This window comes from Vibrio sp. D54 (assembly GCF_021728075.1).
In the GTDB taxonomy this organism is placed as follows: domain Bacteria; phylum Pseudomonadota; class Gammaproteobacteria; order Enterobacterales; family Vibrionaceae; genus Vibrio; species Vibrio alginolyticus.
Genome location: NZ_JAKKCS010000027.1, coordinates 13,195 through 30,972 on the forward strand (window position 1 = coordinate 13,195; position 17,778 = coordinate 30,972).

Genomic DNA, 17,778 nt, shown 5'->3' on the forward strand with positions numbered 1-17,778 from the left:
TGCACATTTACTTAACGATAAACTCTAGTATGAAATTAGATTGCCAGTAAAATGAACGAACTTCAAGCAAAGGGATGGTGTAATGTTAAGAAAAGGTGATGTTAACCGCGCGATAAATGCATACTGGTGTGTTGTTGCAGGAAGTGAAATTTGGCTGGTGGATGGTGCTGTGCCCTTCGGGTCTGCAGAGCAGTTATCACTGCCAGTAACGAGTGCAAGACCCATTGGTGAGTATTCTGGTTCGCCCGTCATGTGGCTTAACTTGGCCGATTTAGAGCATGATCTACCTTTAGTATCCCTGCGTGACTGCCTGCATTTTCCTGAGCCATTATTTATGTTGTTAAGTAAAGCTGTGCAATATGGGCACATGACGCAAAGTTTGCGCTTTTGTCCACAGTGCGGAGGAAGAAACTTTCTTAATAATAACCAGTTAGCCATGCAGTGTGGTGAATGTCGCACCCTTCATTATCCTAGAATATTTCCGTGCATTATCGTTGCTGTACGTAAAGAAAATCAGATCTTATTAGCCCAACATCCAAGGCATCGAAATGGTATGTATACGGTTATTGCGGGTTTTCTAGAAGTCGGTGAGACATTAGAAGAGTGCGTGGCTCGAGAAATTCATGAAGAAACGGGAATTCTCGTTAAAAATATTCGCTACTTTGGCAGCCAGCCTTGGGCTTTCCCATCCAGTATGATGATGGGGTTTTTAGCTGACTATGAATCCGGAGAGTTAAGCCCAGACTACACTGAGCTGTCTGATGCACAATGGTTTGGTATCGACGAGATGCCGCCTGTTGCGCCTAAAGGAACGATTGCAAGAGCACTTATCGAACAAACGCTGAAAGATATAGACTCTAATTGTCTGATAAATAGATAAAAAAAACCCTCCGAGAGGGAGGGGGTAAGTAAGATGTCGTTATGAGATGCTGAGTACTAAGTACTCAGTTTATAATTGTAGTTTTCGCTAGCGAACAAATTTTTAACACTGATACCGATTGGGTGCAAATTAAGCATTGATTTAAAAGTTAATAACTTGATCCAGGTTGCAAAGCACACAGCTATTGGACTTAAATCAGTGATAGAATACCCCCTTTCACAGAAAGCCTAACAGTTGGAATTACGGAATGACTGAATTAAAAAATGATCGTTATCTGCGTGCGCTTTTAAAAGAGCCGGTAGATTACACACCAGTATGGATGATGCGCCAGGCAGGTCGTTACCTACCAGAATACAAAGCGACTCGTGCAGAAGCGGGTGATTTCATGTCTTTGTGTCGAAATGCAGAATTAGCATCCGAAGTGACACTTCAACCATTACGCCGTTTTCCTCTTGATGCCGCGATCTTATTCTCGGACATCTTAACGATTCCAGATGCAATGGGGCTTGGTTTGCGTTTTGCTGCGGGTGAAGGACCTGTTTTTGATAACCCAATTACATGCAAAGCCGACGTGGAAAAAATTGGTTTGCCAGATCCTGAAGGTGAACTGCAATACGTAATGAACGCAGTACGCCAGATCCGTAAAGACCTGAAGGGTGAAGTGCCGCTGATTGGTTTTTCTGGTAGTCCTTGGACTCTTGCGACGTACATGATCGAAGGTGGTAGCTCTAAAGCGTTTACCAAGATCAAGAAGATGATGTACGCGGAACCACAAACTCTGCACCTACTTCTAGATAAGCTGGCAGACAGCGTTATCGAGTACTTAAACGCGCAAATTAAAGCGGGTGCGCAATCGGTAATGGTATTTGACACATGGGGTGGCGTACTAACGCCTCGTGATTACAATCTGTTCTCACTGCAATACATGCACAAGATTGTAGATGGTCTGATTCGTGAAAACGACGGTCGTCGCGTGCCAGTCACACTGTTTACTAAGAATGGCGGCATGTGGCTTGAGCAAATCGCAGCAACGGGCTGTGATGCGGTTGGTCTAGACTGGACAATCAACATTGCAGACGCGAAAGCACGTATCGGTGATAAAGTGGCGCTGCAAGGTAACATGGACCCATCAATGCTTTACGCTTCACCAGAGCGTATCCGTGAAGAAGTCGCGGGTATTCTAGAAGGTTTTGGTGATGCAGGTACTGGTCATGTGTTCAACCTAGGTCACGGTATCCATTTGGATGTGCCGCCAGAAAACGCGGGTGTATTTGTGGAAGCGGTACACGAGCTATCTAAGCCGTACCAAAAGTAACTTCGACTTTTTGAAATCAAATGCCGGCATTCAGTGCCGGTATTTTTTTACCTAAAATTCAGTTTTTCTATCTGAGACTCAAGGCTGTACAGCTCTAGTAGTATTTGGCCTACTATGATCTAATTACTACTCTAGCTGTACACTGGATGCTAAAGTTTAATATAAACAAATACTTATGATTTCTGGTTTTATGTTCCAATTTTCTTGTACAGATAAACAAGCAATTAGATCATGGGTGACCTAAACCATCGAGTGAACGCGTTTTTTAAGGTATGGCACGACGTCAGATTCAAACCAAGGATTCTTCTTTAACCACAATGTATTGCGTGGAGATGGGTGAGGGAGCGGGATAAAGTCCGGTTCCCAATCTTGCCATTGCTGAACGGTTTGCGTGAGCGTCTTTGGTTTGTTGGTGAGATAGTACTGCTGCGAGTATTGACCAATTAGTAGAGTGAGCTCTATATTGGGCAGCTGCTCAAGAATCTTTTTATGCCAAGTGGGCGCACATTCTTTACGAGGCGGTAAATCACCAGAGTTCCCTTTGCCTGGATAACAGAATCCCATTGGGACAATGGCAATTTTATTTGGGTCGTAGAAAACGTCTTTGTCGATATCGAGCCATTGGCGTAATCGATCACCACTTGGGTCATTCCAAGGTATCGAGGTTTTGTGTACACGTGTGCCAGGGGCCTGACCGATGATTAGGATGCGTGCCCCTTTTGCGGCTTGTACGACAGGGTTTGCGCCCAAAGGTAAATTATCCGCGCATATCTGGCAGGCCCTCACTTGTTGCAATAGCTCGTCTAACGACATTCTCAGTAACCCTTTTCGAAATCCACTTGATAATTTAATGAAAATCCATCGCGCCAGCGTAGATAGTTGTCAGCAAAAATCTCGATGACTTGCTCGGGAAAACTCAGCGCAGCAATGTGTGGAGTGATGGTGACTTGCGGTAGTTTCCAAAACGGATGCTCTACCGATAACGGTTCTTGCTCAAACACATCTAAGAAGGCGTGTTCTACCCAACGGTTTTTCAGAGCGAAGAGCAACCCTGTCTCATCCAGTACGTCGCCACGACCTACGTTAAATAATAACGCCTGATTTAGTTGGCTGAGCGTTTGACGATTAAGTAACTGTCGCGTCTCAGGTGTACTTGGTAGAGTATTCACAACGATGTCGGCTTGCTCAAATGCCTTACTTAGTTCATTGATATGAAAGGTCTGATGAAACTCGCCGCCTGAAGTCGGGATACCTGTGCGGTTAATACCGATAGTTTTTATCCCCATTGCTTTAGCGGCGTTGCCCAGATAGCCCCCAATGCTACCGGTACCAAGAATTACCATGGTTTTACTTTGTAATGACGTGTACAGGTGAGGCAGCCATTGTTTGTTTTGTTGTTGCTGGTGGTATCGGGCAAAGTGGCGGTAATGGGCAATACTGTAACCCAAAACATATTCAGCAATCAGTGGACCAAAGATGCCTCGAACGTTAGTTAGAGTATAGTCCTGACGAAGGCTAGGGGATGTTAAGGCGTTGACACCAGCAAACGTGGATTGCACCCATTCAAGCTGTGAAAATTCGTCTAAGCTTTGTGATAGTAAGGGTGGATCCGCTAGTACGATCTGAGCGGCTTCTGGTTGGTCGGTGAGGCAAAGATCGGGCAGATTTTTCTCTGCCAGTAACGTTTTGTAGGTGTCGCGATGCTCTGAGAGCAGGAAAATCTGATTTGAATGCGGCATTAACTTTTTTCCCTGTGATGAATCAAGTACACTTTCGCTGTTTTTTTCTTCAATGATTGAGTGACTATGCTTAAGAATCCTCTTCAGGTTCGTTTAGAAAAACTAGAACCTTGGCAACAAATTACCTTTATGGCGTGTCTGTGTGAACGCATGTATCCAAACTATGCGATGTTTTGTGAGAATACAGAATTTGCTGACCCGCGTGCTTACCGAGCGATTCTTGATAGTGTATGGGAAACTTTGACAGTTAAGAACGCGAAAATTAACTTCGAACGTCAATTGGAGAAGTTAGAAGAGTTGTTCCCAAGTGCGGATGAGTTCGATTTTTACGGCGTTTACCCAGCGATGGACGCGTGTCAGGGTTTGTCTACGTTACTGCATGGTCTATTGGACCGCGACTACCTTTTCGATTCAATGCTTAAAGTGAGTCAACAGTCGGTACAAACCGTTGCTGATCTAGAGCAAGCACAAGGCGCAGAGCCAATCACTAACGACAACCAGAAAGAAAACGAAGCCGTATGTGAAGAGTGGGACGTCCAGTGGGCTATCTTCCGTCCGCTGCGTGAAGCGGTAGAACGTGACATCAGCTTGATTAAAGATTTGCGTGAAGAGCTACGTGAAGAAGGTGTGAGCAACATCGGTATTGCACTTTAATCGTTGAATAAATAGAAAAAGGCATCCTATCTGGATGCCTTTTTTGTTTGTGCGTTTAAGCTGTTTATACCTAATGCTGATTACGATTCTTTCGAGTCGGGTTTCGGTGGCTCTTGAGCTTCTGGCTCTTTATCCTGCTTCTCCGGCTCATTATCTTCTTCATCGTCATCGCGGCTTTCGATTACGCCGTGCATTTCTTTCCAGCTTTCCCAGCGTTGGTAAGCCAGCTCCTGCATGTCAGTGCTTTTATCTGCTTCGTCGATGATCTCCTCGCCTACGAGGTGTTCAAAAATATCTTCCAACGTTACCAAACCTAGCACGGTACCGTATTCATCAACAACAAGTGCCAGCTGTAAGCGATGAGTCATCATCTGGTCGAATACTTTAGGTAAAGTGGTATTGTTTAGCACCACTTGAATTGGGCGCATGATTGCTCCCAACTGTTTCTGTCCACAACCTGATTGTTGTAGTTTGAACAACTCAAGGCGATGCACAAAACCTATGATGTTATCTTTCTGCTCGCTGTAAACCAATGGGCGTGAGAAAGGCGTATCTTTGTGTTTTTCTAGGAACTCATTGATGGTCATTGTGGCATCGACACGGAATACTACTGGTCGTGGCGTCATAACCTGCGTTACGGGTACATCTTGGATGCCAAGCAAGTTGCTTAAGATTTTTGATTCACCCTCGGCAAACTCACCGCTTTCACGTGCCAGAATCGCCATTGCAGACAGCTCATCACGCATCTTCGGAGCTTCGTGGTTACGAGCAAGACGCTTGGTGATTTGCTCTGAGAACCAAACAAAGGGTGTAAGAGCCCATACCATCCAACGCAATGCGACCGCGGCAGTGGGTGCCAACTGACGCCAGTAGGTCGCGCCAATCGTCTTCGGTACGATTTCTGAAAGCACTAAGATCGCCAATGTCAGCACTGCCGAAAAGATACCTAATGCTTCGCTACCAAATACAACTGCAGCTTGTGCACCAGCAGTGGCCGCGCCGATAGTGTGAGCGATGGTGTTTAAAGTCAGAATAGATGCCAGTGGTCGGTCGATATCTGATTTCAGCTTAGCCAATTGTCCAGCTGCGGGATGCCCCTGTTGATTGAGCTGCGCAATGTAGCTCGGACTGATACTCAGCAGTACCGCCTCCAGCACCGAACAGATAAACGAAATGCCGATTGCAATAGAGATATAAATGGATAACAGCAGCATAGTTGCCCTTGAATGTAGTTTGATAGTGGTTATTTGCAGCTATTATAACCGCAAAAGTGACTTATAAATTGGTCCAAATACCTTGGAAAGCAAGGGTTTTCAGGGGGTATGTGGTAACAAATTGTGAGTTATTACTCATATTATGGCTAAAAGTACGTCAGAAAATCGAAAGATCGCTTACAAACCTTTGCCAGATGGGGCATTTATGTTTTAGAGTGAGACGAATTCGATAACCTATGAGAAGGGAAACCTAATGAACAAGACCCAATTAATCGACTTTATCGCAGAGAAAGCAGACCTATCAAAAGCACAAGCAAAAGCTGCTCTTGAAGCGACTCTTGATGGTGTAACTGGCGCACTTAAAGAGGGTGACCAAGTTCAACTAATTGGTTTTGGTACATTCAAAGTAAACCACCGCGCTGCACGTACTGGTCGTAACCCTAAGACTGGTGACGAGATTCAAATCGCAGCAGCTAACGTACCAGCATTCGTAGCAGGTAAAGCGCTGAAAGAATCAGTAAACTAAGTTAGAATGCACCGAGGTATCCTGCCTCGGTGCAATTTCATGAAAAAACATCTACTCACTTCACTTCTCCTATCTAGCCTTACCCTTTTTGGCTGTTCGTCGGTTGAAACTCCTAATTTAGAACAATTCACGCATTTTTCTGGTGGTAAAGTTGCGGGAGATGCTAGCAGCTTGTACTGGATGACAGAGAAACTCACTCGTGTGAGTACGGCGGCTGATTATGTGACTATGGGGGACAATGGTTGGTTCCAGAGTGATTATCGCTGGGATGAAGGTGAGTTGCGAGAGTTGATTCGAAAAGGCGAGCAAGTTGATACCAAACAAGAGTTGGTGCCTTTTCAAATCCACATCCGTTTCAATAAAGATGGCGAAGCGGTTTACCAACAATATCGTGTTAACCGTAAAGTCTTACCACTCCAGCATGACCAATTAGAGCGCTACAAAGCAGAAGCGAATGACGTAGTGGCATCGGTTAAGGCGCAGTCTCGTAACAATCAGAGCCTTATTCAAGGTTATTGGAATGGTCAATCGTTTGAAACCTGCAAAGGTAAGGTGTTCTCGACACTCGAGTTTAATCAGACGCTGCCAAAATTTATTATCGAGCGTCTCTCATCGGTAGACAGTTATGTGGCTTTTGTCGGCAAGCAGTCACGAAACAAAGCAATGGTCGATGAACTGTTGATGCTCAATGACGATGACTTTGATTGTGTTTCTCGGCCAACGTTGATCTCTGAATAAACATTGCTTCGAATTCTGTCGAACAAGAACAATAAAAAAAGGCGCTGAGTGCGCCTTTTGTTTTTTAGCCAACTTATGTTGTTTTTATTTGTCTTGCTCACGTGCAATTGCACGGTAGCCGATATCGTTGCGATGGAACATGCCATCCCAACTGATCTGTTTTGCAAGCTCGTAAGCACGCTGCTGCGCTTCTGATACGCTGTTGCCAAGTGCGGTTGCACAAAGAACGCGACCACCGTTTGTCACGATGTCGCCATCTTTGTTATCTGTACCTGCATGGAAGACTTTTTCGCCTTCAATTTCAACTTGTGGCAGACCCGAAATTACGTCGCCTTTGTTGTATGCAGCTGGGTAACCACCGGCTGCTAACACGATACCAATCGATGCTCGTGGATCCCACTTCGATTCCGCTTGATCCAGTTTCTCGTCGATTGCCGCTAGGCACAGATCAACAAGATCCGATTCCATGCGCATCATGATAGGTTGTGTCTCAGGATCACCGAAGCGGCAGTTGTACTCGATTACTTTCGGAGTGCCGTCTTTGTCGATCATCAGACCCGCGTATAGGAAACCAGTGTAAGGGTTACCTTCAGAGGCCATGCCACGTACTGTTGGGTAAATCACTTCTTCCATGATGCGGTTGTGGATTTCTTGTGTCACCACTGGAGCTGGAGAGTATGCTCCCATGCCACCGGTGTTAGGACCCGTATCTTTGTCGCCTACGCGTTTGTGGTCTTGGCTGGTGGCCATTGGCAGAACGTTCTCACCATCCACCATCACGATGAAGCTTGCTTCTTCACCATCTAGGAACTCTTCGATAACGACACGACTACCAGCATCACCAAATGCGTTGCCTGCTAGCATGTCTTTGATTGCGTCCTCAGCTTCTTCTAGCGTCATCGCTACGATAACGCCTTTACCAGCAGCAAGGCCGTCAGCTTTTACTACGATAGGTGCACCTTGCTCACGCACGTAAGCAAGCGCTGGTTCAATTTCTGTGAAGTTTGCGTATGCACCGGTTGGGATTTGGTGACGAGCAAGGAAGTCTTTAGTAAACGCTTTAGAGCCTTCAAGTTGCGCTGCGGCTTGGGTAGGGCCAAAGATTGGTAAGCCAGCTTCGCGGAACGCATCAACCACACCAATAACCAATGGTGCTTCTGGGCCAACGATAGTCAGTTCAATCGCCTTCTCTTTGGCGAAAGCAACAAGGCCAGCGATGTCTTCTACATCGATGTTTACGTTCTCTAGTTTTGGCTCTAGTGCTGTACCTGCGTTGCCTGGTGCAACGAAGATAGTCTCAACATTTGGGTTTTGTGCCGCTTTCCAACCTAGCGCATGTTCACGACCGCCTGAACCAATGATTAAAACTCGCATATGAAAATCCTTAATCTTATAAATACCGTTTGCTCAAACTCAGATATTTCGCAAAGACCTGAGTATGGCCTCTCTAATTCAGTGGGACGAGGACAAGGCGACAAGTGAACTTATTCCTATGAGCATAGTATGCTATGTGATTAGGATAAGTGAACGCCGTCAACGCAGTTATCGTCCCAGTGAAGACGAGAGGATTAGTGGCGGAAGTGACGCATACCGGTAAAGATCATCGCCATGCCGTGCTCGTCGGCTGCTGCGATAACTTCGTCATCACGCATAGAACCACCTGGTTGGATCACACACTTGATGCCCGCTTCTGCAGCCGCGTCGATACCGTCACGGAATGGGAAGAATGCATCTGATGCCATTACACAACCTTCAACCTGTAGACCTTCGTCTGCAGCTTTGATGCCTGCGATTTTCGCAGAGTAAACGCGGCTCATTTGGCCAGCACCTACACCGATAGTCATGTCGCTTTTCGAGTAAACGATCGCGTTAGATTTCACGTATTTCGCTACTTTCCAGCAGAACAGTGCATCTTTTAGCTCTTCTTCTGTTGGCTGGCGCTTAGAAACCACTTTTAGGTCGTCTAGGCTTACCATGCCTTGGTCGCGGTCTTGAACCAGTAGACCGCCATTCACGCGTTTCACGTCAAAGCCAGTTGTCTTCGTTGTCCATTCGCCACACTCAAGTAGACGTACGTTCTTCTTCGCTGCAACCACTTCAATCGCTTCAGCAGAAACAGAAGGTGCGATGATCACTTCAACGAATTGACGCTCAACAATAGCGGTTGCTGTTGCTGCGTCTAGCTCTTGGTTGAATGCAATGATGCCGCCGAATGCAGATGTTGGGTCAGTTTGGTAAGCACGGTTGTACGCTTCTAGGATGTCTTTACCTAGAGCAACACCGCATGGGTTTGCGTGTTTTACGATCACACATGCTGGCTCGTTGAACTCTTTCACACACTCAAGTGCGGCGTCCGTGTCTGCAATGTTGTTGTAAGAAAGGGCTTTACCTTGGATTTGGCGAGCAGTAGAAACAGATGCTTCTTGTGGGTTTGCTTCAACGTAGAATGCGGCTGCTTGGTGGCTGTTCTCACCGTAGCGCATGTCTTGCTTCTTCTCGAACTGTTGGTTGAACGTACGAGGGAATTTGCTCTCTTCATCACCTTCTTTGTTCTCACCGTAAGATGGAACCATAGTGCCGAAGTAGTTTGCGATCATGCCGTCGTAAGATGCTGTGTGCTCGAATGCTGCGATAGCTAGGTCGAAACGAGTTTCTAGTGTTAGAGACTTCTCGTTTGCGTCCATCTCTGCAATTACGCGGCCGTAATCACCTGCGTTAACAACGATAGTCACGTCTTTGTGGTTTTTCGCTGCAGAACGAACCATTGTTGGGCCGCCGATATCGATGTTTTCAACAGCGTCGGCTAGTGTACAGCCTTCTTTGGCAACGGTTTCTGCGAATGGGTATAGGTTTACGACAACCATATCGATAGGGTTGATGCCGTGCTTTTCCATCACGTCATCATCTTGGCCACGACGACCAAGCACACCACCGTGAACTCTTGGGTGAAGCGTTTTAACGCGGCCGTCCATCATTTCTGGGAAACCAGTGTAGTCAGAGACTTCGGTTACGGCGATGCCTTGTTCGGCAAGTAGGCGAGCTGTACCACCAGTAGATAGGATATCGACACCGCGCTCAGCAAGAGCTTGCGCAAACTCAACAATACCTGTTTTGTCTGATACGCTGATAAGCGCACGGCGAATAGGACGAGCGTTATTCATGCTTCCATTTTCCTCAAATTCACGGAGTTAAAGATGTTTGCCAAAAATGAACTTGTTTTTACCTCTTGGGGTAAAATATTGGCCAGTTTTGGTAAAGACCTTTGCAGGGTGTTTTCTGGTTAGAAAACAGTCTCCACATTTGATGGCGCGTATTCTAACCAATTTATTACAAAAAAGCTCGCGCAATCGTTTGGCATCTCAAAAATAATTGCAAAAAAGTCGTTCTTTAGCTTTAAAAGTAACGAGATAGTTAATAGGGAAAGTTATGTTTCAGATAGGTGAACTGGCAAAACGTTGTGGTGTGACTGCCGATACATTGCGTTTCTACGAGAAAAACGCGCTAATAAAACCCGCAGGACGAAGTGAGTCAGGCTACCGCTTGTATGATGAAGAGAATCAAAAGCAGGTGCACTTTATCCTCAAAGGTAAAGATCTTGGCTTGAGTCTGGATGAAATTAAAGACCTGTTAGAAATTAAGTTAGAAGCGACAGAACACAGCTGTGCAGAGGTAAAAGCCATTACTTCTGCTAAGTTAGAGCTGATTGATGGGAAAATTAACGAGCTGACGAAAATTCGCCGAGCGTTAAAGAAGATTAATGATGCTTGTTGTGGTCATACAGACGATGACGCCACACATTGCTCTATCCTCGCAGCACTTGAGTAGTCTCATTCTTGCATCACTTAACTTAAGTTTGCATTTTTGGCGACTTGCTTTTCTAGGTACACGCTGCTTTCCCACCTATAATCTTGCCTTTAGTTACTTGTAGGAATCGACCATTGTCTGATTCCTAGCGTAACGCTGTCTGTAGATACGAGAGTTTTCATACATGGTTGGAGTCTATTTTCAAATCAATGACTGGGTTTTGAGCGTTGATGAAAATAAGCTGTATCGACAAGATAGGGAAGTTACTGTTGAGCCACGCTTAATTAATCTTTTGCACTTCTTAGCGGAGCATGCGAATGAGGTGTTCAACCGCGAGGAATTGATTCAGTACGTTTGGGCTGGAGCGATTGTGACCGATCAAGTGGTGACTCAATCCATCTTTGAGTTGCGTAAGCTACTACGTGACGGTCGAGAGGAAAATACCAACTACGTTATCACGGTGCCCAAGCGTGGCTATAAGCTGGTAGCGAACGTGGTTACTATGACGCATGAAGAGTTTGTCACAAGTCGGCAAAATGAAGAGATCCCACCTTCGGTTGAAGAATCGGAAGAGGATTGTCTACCTATAGCACCAGCCGTTACCTTTCCTGCCGGTCCTCTAACTCGCGCGGTCTGCGAGATGTCAAAAGAGAAAAAAGCACCTCAGAGCAAAAACAAAATCAGTCCTTGGCGATTGGGAATTATGAACTTCATCTGGATCAGTATGTTGGTCGTAGTGATGGGCGTGTTTACCTACAAGCAATCGGAAGTGCGTATTACCCAAGCCATCGATACCCATCTGATTGAGTTCAAGTTTCAAGATAATTTTACGAATGAAGGATTAAGCTACGATTTGGCAGACGGATTCGCCCAAAAGTTGATGTCCGACATTGCTCAAGTCAGTGATTACCGAGTTATGCTAAAGAAGGCGTCGTTTACTTCTGGCATTGTGCCTGGTAAATCGGTTGTGGTGAGAGTTCGTGAGAATGACGGTGGCAGCTTTTTAGAGGTGGAATATCGCAATAACTCATCTGAGAAAGTGTTGTTTAGTCGTCAATACGCGTTAACCAGTAGTCATTTAAAGACAGTGCTTCAACAAGCGTCGTTGGATTTGATGCAAGTGCTGAAAGTGTCGGATGCCAAATTGAAATCTACGATGCTGGTGGCGGGAATGCCAATGAATCCCGACGCGTTGGAGTTGTTTGTTCAGGCTAACCATTACCTTAATGTCTCTGATACTAAACAATTCCGCCAAGGTATCGACTTGATGGAAAACATTTTAGAAATCGAGCCGGATAATGCTTACGTTCAAGCTGAGTTGTTGATTGCTTACCATGTACAAAAGGCACTTGATTTCTCACAGGAGTTGAAGAAAGGGCGAATGCAGCAGCTCAGTGAAGCACTAGAGACTAATGTGAAAATGATGGTGGGGCCAATTCAACCGCGAATTTATGAAGCTTTAGCACTGCACGAAACCATCATTGGTGATATGGCGTTAGCCAAGCGGCATCTCGGACAGGCATTGAGGTTACGTGATTCAGTGCTTTCCTATGTGATTCGCGGTAAGCACGCCGAATTGGATGGTGATCTGGATTTAGCCAGTGAGTCTTACAGTGAAGCTTTCTATATTGATACGTCGGTTGAGACGTACCTGCTGTGCGAAAACTTGGTCTTCCCAAGTAACATGAAGGCGATTGATTACGCCATGTATCGCGCCGTTCACCCTTCTGTCGTTCGAATGCTTTAATTCTCTCGGACTCAACGTCAGCCTAATGCTAGCCCCTCATTTCGATGAGGGGCTTTTTTGTCGCTGTCGAAAAGTGAAAAGGGTGGGGCGGTGGGGCAATGACTTACGAAGGAGCTAACAACGCAAGCTTGCAACGGGAATGCATACCCGCTTTGCTTCTCTATCTCTATCTCTATCTCTATCTCTATCTCTATCTCTATCTCTATCTCTATCTCTATCTCTATCCCTATCTCTATTGATTGTATGAAGTGTCTGGATGAGTTATGTGGCGAGAATGATTCTGATGCTTTCTTGCAGGAGAGATGAATATTGACTTGGGTCAAGAAGCGCGATCAGGGAGAGATTTATGGAATCAACACTTCAGGGAATCAACCCTTAGGGATGGGGAAGTTGATAGAGGTTGATAACTTTTATCGCGATGACCAACGAGTTGATGAGAGTTTATCTATCGGTAGAAGGTTTGATGTTTTTCTTATAACCGTATGAATAATATAGTTTTACATTTTTGTGTTTATCATATTTATCTCAACTTGATGTTGATGAACTAATCATTTTATTGATAACACCAAGTTTATTTTTTTCCCGATTTTTGGGCGTAGTCTTCACTTCGAAATTTAGCGAGGTCGAGCAGGTTCTTCCTCATAGCATCTCGCTAATTACCATTCAGTTTGAGTCATGTTGACTCGAGTAGAATAGATTTGGAGATGTTATGTCATCGAATGCGAAAAAAATCGGCCTTATTGCCTGTACGGGTGTCGTAGCCGGTAACATGATGGGTAGTGGTATCGCACTATTACCTTCTAGTCTTGCCTCTGTAGGCTCTGTTTCAATCTTCAGTTGGCTGATCTGTTTGGTCGGTGCACTGAGTCTGGCGTTTGTTTACGCTCGTCTGGCAACCAAAAACCCACAAGAAGGTGGTCCTATCGCTTATGCTGGCGAAGTGTCTCCGGTATTTGGTTTCCAAACGGGCGTTCTTTATTACCACGCGAACTGGATTGGTAACCTGGCTATTGCCATTACAGGTGTTTCTTACCTTTCAGTATTCTTCCCTGTGCTTAATAACCCAATCCCAGCAGGTATTGCGACGATTGCATCGGTATGGATCTTCACTTTCGTCAACCTACTTGGTGGTAGCTGGGTAAGCCGTCTATGTACGCTTGGTCTAGTTCTTATCCTTATCCCAGTTGTTGGTACAGCCGCATTTGGTTGGACGCACTTCGATACTGCGCTTTACAGCCAAAACTGGAACGTATCAGCAGGCACTGACAGCCACGCGGTAGTAACAGCGGTTCTTATCTGTCTATGGTCATTCGTAGGTGTGGAATCAGCAGCGGTATCGACTGGTATGGTAGAAAACCCTAAACGTACTGTACCACTAGCAACTATGTTGGGTACTGGTATCGCAGGTGTGATTTACATCCTATCAACTCAAATGATCAGCGGCATGTTCCCAGCGTCAGAAGTTGCGGCATCAGGTGCGCCATTTGCATTAGCAACCACTGAGCTATTCGGTAGCTGGACAGCACCATTCGTATCAGCATTCACAGCGCTAGCATGTTTCACTTCGCTAGGTTCTTGGATGATGCTAGTAGGTGAAGCAGGTAAACGCGCAGCAAACGACGGCAACTTCCCTAAAATCTACGGCGAAACTGACAAAAACGGTGTGCCTAAGAAAGGTCTAATCCTTGCGTCAATCAAGATGACTGCACTGATGATTGTACTGATGTTCTTCAGCTCTAAAACAGCACACGCATCAGACCTGTTCAACCAGCTAACGACTGATGCAGTTCTACTAACTATGCTGCCTTACTTCTACTCAAGCATTAACTTGATTCGCTTCGAAGGTATGACAACACGCAACGGCTTCGTAATGCTGTTCTCTGGTGTAGCTTGTCTGTTCTGCTTCATTGCCCTTGCTGGTGCAGAAGGCGGTACGCTAACAGCAACCTTCATCGTGTCTCTCGTTATCTTGATGTTTTACAGCAAAAAAGCAGGTCTTGCTCAGTACATGAAGCTACACGCTGACGACATGCCTGCTCAAGCAAGCAACTAATCCCCAAACGCTGGCACTTCGGTGCCAGCCAATAAAAAACAAATTCACTCGGCGCTCACCTTACTCATTGCCTGTAAATGGCAAAGAGCGCCTTCATTCGCCTTGGAGATGTCCAAATGAATATTTTCGCTATCTTGAACCACATGGGTGTGTTCTTTAAAGAAGAGCCAGTTCGTCAACTTCACGCTGCTCTTGAGAAAGCGGGCTACGAAGTGGTTTACCCAGTAGATGATAAAGACTTGATCAAAATGATTGAGATGAACCCACGCATTTGCGGTGTGCTGTTCGACTGGGATAAATACTCACTAGAGCTATGTGAACGTATTAGCCAGATCAACGAAAAACTGCCTGTTCACGCATTTGCTAACGAACAGTCTACTCTAGACATTTCACTAACAGACCTACGTCTAAACGTGAGCTTCTTCGAGTACGCTTTAGGTATGGCTGACGACATCGCTATCAAAATCAACCAAGCGACTGAGGCATACAAAGATGCCATCATGCCTCCATTCACTAAAGCGCTATTCAAATACGTAGAAGAAGGTAAATACACCTTCTGTACTCCAGGTCACATGGGCGGTACTGCATTCCAGAAAAGCCCTGCTGGTAGCATCTTCTACGATTTTTACGGTCCAAACACATTTAAAGCGGACGTATCAATCTCAATGCCTGAGCTAGGTTCTCTACTAGACCACTCAGGTCCACATAAAGATGCAGAAGAATACATCGCGCGCACATTCAATGCAGACAGCTCGTACATCGTAACTAACGGTACGTCTACATCGAACAAAATCGTGGGTATGTACTCAGCACCTGCTGGCAGCACAGTACTGATTGACCGTAACTGTCACAAATCTCTGACTCACCTAATGATGATGAGCGACGTGACACCAATCTACTTCCGCCCAACTCGTAACGCATACGGCATCCTTGGTGGTATTCCACAAAGCGAATTCAGCCGCGATGTCATTGCAGAGAAAGTGGCGAAAACACCAGGTGCAACAGCACCAACTTACGCAGTAGTGACTAACTCAACTTACGATGGCTTGCTGTACAACACACAATTCATCAAAGAGTCGCTAGATTGTAAACACATCCACTTCGACAGTGCTTGGGTGCCTTACACTAACTTCAACCCAATTTACGAAGGTAAATGTGGTATGAGTGGTGAAGCGATGCCAGGCAAAGTGTTCTACGAAACACAATCAACACACAAACTGTTGGCTGCGTTCTCACAAGCTTCAATGATTCATGTGAAAGGCGACTTTGATAAAGAATCTTTCAACGAAGCATTCATGATGCACACTTCAACTTCACCTCAGTACGGCATTGTTGCTTCTACTGAAACTGCAGCGGCAATGATGCGCGGCAACACTGGTAAGAAGTTGATGCAAGACTCTATCGATCGCGCAATCCGCTTCCGTAAAGAGATCAAACGTCTAGAAGCAGAAAGCGACAGCTGGTTCTTCGATGTATGGCAACCAGAAAACATCGATACCACGGAATGTTGGAAACTAGACCCTAGCGACACATGGCACGGCTTCAAGAACATGGATGACAACCACATGTATCTTGACCCAATCAAAGTAACGCTACTGACTCCGGGGATGAATAAAGAAGGCGAACTAGAAGAATCAGGTATTCCTGCTTCGCTGGTGGCTAAATTCCTAGACGAGCGCGGCATCGTGGTAGAGAAAACAGGTCCATACAACTTGTTGTTCCTATTCTCAATCGGTATCGACAAATCAAAAGCAATGCAATTGCTACGCGGCCTAACTGAATTTAAACGTGGCTACGACTTGAACCTAACCATCAAGAGCTTCCTACCTTCACTATACAACGAAGACCCAAGCTTCTATGAAGGCATGCGTGTTCAAGAACTAGCACAAGCGATTCATGACCTAACTAAGAAATACAACCTACCTGAGCTAATGTACAAAGCGTTCGATGTACTTCCAGAAATGAAAGTAACACCACACGCAGCATGGCAAGAAGAGCTTCGTGGCAACATCGAAGAAATCAAACTGGAAGAAATGGTTGGCCGCGTAAGTGCGAACATGATCCTTCCTTACCCTCCAGGTGTGCCACTAGTACTTCCTGGTGAAATGGTGACTCAAGAGTCTCGCCCTGTGCTGGACTTCCTAGAGATGCTTTGTGAGATCGGTGCGCATTACCCAGGTTTCGAAACCGACATCCACGGTCTATACCAACAAAAAGATGGTAGTTACACCGTAAAAGTATTGAAGAACTAAGTTCCTCTCGAAGATGACGCCATTGGGAATGCAAGCATGCTCCACTCTTACGAGCTCAATGCGTCATCGAACAATAACGACATTTAGATATACCCCTAACTCATCTGTCGTAAAGATAAGGGCAAGGATGCTCTGATCTTTTCTTCTATATATAGAAGAAACACTTTTCCAAGACTTCACCTGAAGTACCCCAAATAAAAAGCAAAGACCAAAAGAGCAGTTCGTCATCGTTCTGCTCTTTTTTTTCGTCTTTATATAGTTAGAAAGAGAAAAAAGAACCAAGAGAGATAAGATCAGCAACCGAAATCACAAAGAAACCGGCGATCTTTTAATGCAGAAGTCAGGTGTTCCATCATGAAAAGATCCTCTACAACCCGAAGTATTAGACAAGATCGTTGAGTATCTATGCAGAATGCTTGTTATTTGTTCGGTTGAAAGTTTTTTTGCAAAAAACGCTTGTGCTAATTTCTCAACCCCCTATACTGCGCATCCACCGACACGGAGTGAGACGAAAGTCACACAGCGAGTCGGGAAGAGAGAAAAAAGAATTTGAAAAAAATGCTTGACTCTCTCACGGTGTGAAGTAAGATACGCACCCCTAACGACGAGCAACTAAGCTGCTGAAAATGTTAGAAAAGCTCTTTAAAAATAAGAACCTATCAATCTGTGTGGGCACTCGTTGATGATAATCCAATTCGATACTTCGGTATCAAATTAGGTTTCAATGATACGAAGTGACCATTGAATCTTCGGATTCAGCACAGTCAATTCAAACATTACTTTATGTAATGTTCAGTATTCATTGAGCCGAACAAAATCTTAAATTGAAGAGTTTGATCATGGCTCAGATTGAACG

At 45.3% G+C, this 17,778-nt stretch carries 14 protein-coding genes; 9 read left to right on the forward strand and 5 right to left on the reverse strand.

Annotated features, from left to right (window positions below):
* Nucleotides 1-82: 82 nt before the first annotated feature.
* The gene (gene nudC, locus L3V37_RS22735) at nucleotides 83-880 is read left to right on the forward strand and encodes an NAD(+) diphosphatase (protein ID WP_005382516.1); all 798 of its coding nucleotides are present in this window, start codon (nucleotides 83-85) and stop codon (nucleotides 878-880) included.
* 247 nt (nucleotides 881-1,127) lie between these two features.
* Nucleotides 1,128-2,195: a uroporphyrinogen decarboxylase gene (hemE, locus tag L3V37_RS22740; RefSeq protein ID WP_237307186.1), complete on the forward strand. Its 1,068-nt coding sequence runs from the start codon at nucleotides 1,128-1,130 to the stop codon at nucleotides 2,193-2,195.
* A 240-nt stretch (nucleotides 2,196-2,435) separates the two neighbouring features.
* Here hemE and L3V37_RS22745 read toward each other — a convergent pair whose 3' ends face one another.
* Nucleotides 2,436-3,008, reverse strand: a complete 573-nt coding sequence (locus L3V37_RS22745; RefSeq protein ID WP_237307188.1) for a uracil-DNA glycosylase family protein — start codon at nucleotides 3,006-3,008, stop codon at nucleotides 2,436-2,438.
* 2 nt (nucleotides 3,009-3,010) lie between these two features.
* On the reverse strand, nucleotides 3,011-3,934 hold the full coding sequence (locus tag L3V37_RS22750) for a D-2-hydroxyacid dehydrogenase (protein WP_237307190.1): 924 nt from the start codon (nucleotides 3,932-3,934) through the stop codon (nucleotides 3,011-3,013).
* A gap of 66 nt (nucleotides 3,935-4,000) precedes the next feature.
* Here L3V37_RS22750 and L3V37_RS22755 point away from each other — a divergent pair, with 66 nt between their 5' ends.
* Nucleotides 4,001-4,588: a YjaG family protein gene (locus L3V37_RS22755; protein WP_237307192.1), complete on the forward strand. Its 588-nt coding sequence runs from the start codon at nucleotides 4,001-4,003 to the stop codon at nucleotides 4,586-4,588.
* 80 nt (nucleotides 4,589-4,668) lie between these two features.
* Here the strand turns inward: L3V37_RS22755 and L3V37_RS22760 are convergent, their stop codons facing one another.
* Nucleotides 4,669-5,802, reverse strand: coding sequence for a hemolysin family protein (locus L3V37_RS22760; protein ID WP_005382522.1), 1,134 nt, complete (start codon nucleotides 5,800-5,802; stop codon nucleotides 4,669-4,671).
* A gap of 253 nt (nucleotides 5,803-6,055) precedes the next feature.
* Between L3V37_RS22760 and hupA the strand changes: the two genes are divergently transcribed.
* Entirely contained in the window at nucleotides 6,056-6,328 is a 273-nt protein-coding gene (gene hupA, locus L3V37_RS22765; RefSeq protein WP_005382524.1) for a nucleoid-associated protein HU-alpha, read from the forward strand.
* A 39-nt stretch (nucleotides 6,329-6,367) separates the two neighbouring features.
* Nucleotides 6,368-7,066 (forward strand): DUF1481 domain-containing protein, encoded by a 699-nt coding sequence (locus L3V37_RS22770; RefSeq protein ID WP_025768990.1) that lies wholly within the window; start codon nucleotides 6,368-6,370, stop codon nucleotides 7,064-7,066.
* A gap of 84 nt (nucleotides 7,067-7,150) precedes the next feature.
* Here L3V37_RS22770 and purD read toward each other — a convergent pair whose 3' ends face one another.
* A complete protein-coding gene (gene purD / locus L3V37_RS22775; protein ID WP_213895681.1) occupies nucleotides 7,151-8,440 on the reverse strand; it encodes a phosphoribosylamine--glycine ligase in 1,290 nt (429 codons plus the stop codon).
* 194 nt (nucleotides 8,441-8,634) lie between these two features.
* Complete coding sequence (gene purH, locus L3V37_RS22780; RefSeq protein WP_237307194.1) at nucleotides 8,635-10,227, reverse strand: bifunctional phosphoribosylaminoimidazolecarboxamide formyltransferase/IMP cyclohydrolase; 1,593 nt, start codon at nucleotides 10,225-10,227, stop codon at nucleotides 8,635-8,637.
* A 265-nt stretch (nucleotides 10,228-10,492) separates the two neighbouring features.
* On the opposite strand from purH, the gene zntR reads away from it, so the two are divergent.
* From zntR to L3V37_RS22800, 4 genes are all read left to right on the forward strand, one after another.
* Nucleotides 10,493-10,891, forward strand: coding sequence for a Zn(2+)-responsive transcriptional regulator (gene zntR, locus L3V37_RS22785; protein WP_005382529.1), 399 nt, complete (start codon nucleotides 10,493-10,495; stop codon nucleotides 10,889-10,891).
* A 163-nt stretch (nucleotides 10,892-11,054) separates the two neighbouring features.
* Nucleotides 11,055-12,617, forward strand: coding sequence for a lysine decarboxylation/transport transcriptional activator CadC (gene cadC / locus L3V37_RS22790; RefSeq protein WP_005382530.1), 1,563 nt, complete (start codon nucleotides 11,055-11,057; stop codon nucleotides 12,615-12,617).
* 709 nt (nucleotides 12,618-13,326) lie between these two features.
* Nucleotides 13,327-14,670: a cadaverine/lysine antiporter gene (gene cadB, locus L3V37_RS22795; RefSeq protein ID WP_237307196.1), complete on the forward strand. Its 1,344-nt coding sequence runs from the start codon at nucleotides 13,327-13,329 to the stop codon at nucleotides 14,668-14,670.
* Nucleotides 14,671-14,786: 116 nt separating this feature from the next.
* The gene (locus L3V37_RS22800; protein WP_017635553.1) at nucleotides 14,787-16,922 is read left to right on the forward strand and encodes a lysine decarboxylase CadA; all 2,136 of its coding nucleotides are present in this window, start codon (nucleotides 14,787-14,789) and stop codon (nucleotides 16,920-16,922) included.
* Nucleotides 16,923-17,778 lie beyond the last annotated feature (856 nt).

What these genes read in the sequence shown, in the direction of transcription:
- zntR (WP_005382529.1), top strand. Translation starts at nt 10,493, where the DNA reads ATGTTTCAGATAGGTGAACTGGCAAAACGTTGTGGTGTGACTGCCGAT.
- L3V37_RS22770 (WP_025768990.1), top strand. Translation starts at nt 6,368, where the DNA reads ATGAAAAAACATCTACTCACTTCACTTCTCCTATCTAGCCTTACCCTT.
- cadC (WP_005382530.1), top strand. Translation starts at nt 11,055, where the DNA reads ATGGTTGGAGTCTATTTTCAAATCAATGACTGGGTTTTGAGCGTTGAT.
- cadB (WP_237307196.1), top strand. Translation starts at nt 13,327, where the DNA reads ATGTCATCGAATGCGAAAAAAATCGGCCTTATTGCCTGTACGGGTGTC.
- L3V37_RS22750 (WP_237307190.1), bottom strand. Translation starts at nt 3,934, where the DNA reads ATGCCGCATTCAAATCAGATTTTCCTGCTCTCAGAGCATCGCGACACC.
- hupA (WP_005382524.1), top strand. Translation starts at nt 6,056, where the DNA reads ATGAACAAGACCCAATTAATCGACTTTATCGCAGAGAAAGCAGACCTA.
- L3V37_RS22760 (WP_005382522.1), bottom strand. Translation starts at nt 5,802, where the DNA reads ATGCTGCTGTTATCCATTTATATCTCTATTGCAATCGGCATTTCGTTT.
- purH (WP_237307194.1), bottom strand. Translation starts at nt 10,227, where the DNA reads ATGAATAACGCTCGTCCTATTCGCCGTGCGCTTATCAGCGTATCAGAC.
- L3V37_RS22800 (WP_017635553.1), top strand. Translation starts at nt 14,787, where the DNA reads ATGAATATTTTCGCTATCTTGAACCACATGGGTGTGTTCTTTAAAGAA.
- L3V37_RS22755 (WP_237307192.1), top strand. Translation starts at nt 4,001, where the DNA reads ATGCTTAAGAATCCTCTTCAGGTTCGTTTAGAAAAACTAGAACCTTGG.
- hemE (WP_237307186.1), top strand. Translation starts at nt 1,128, where the DNA reads ATGACTGAATTAAAAAATGATCGTTATCTGCGTGCGCTTTTAAAAGAG.
- purD (WP_213895681.1), bottom strand. Translation starts at nt 8,440, where the DNA reads ATGCGAGTTTTAATCATTGGTTCAGGCGGTCGTGAACATGCGCTAGGT.
- L3V37_RS22745 (WP_237307188.1), bottom strand. Translation starts at nt 3,008, where the DNA reads ATGTCGTTAGACGAGCTATTGCAACAAGTGAGGGCCTGCCAGATATGC.
- nudC (WP_005382516.1), top strand. Translation starts at nt 83, where the DNA reads ATGTTAAGAAAAGGTGATGTTAACCGCGCGATAAATGCATACTGGTGT.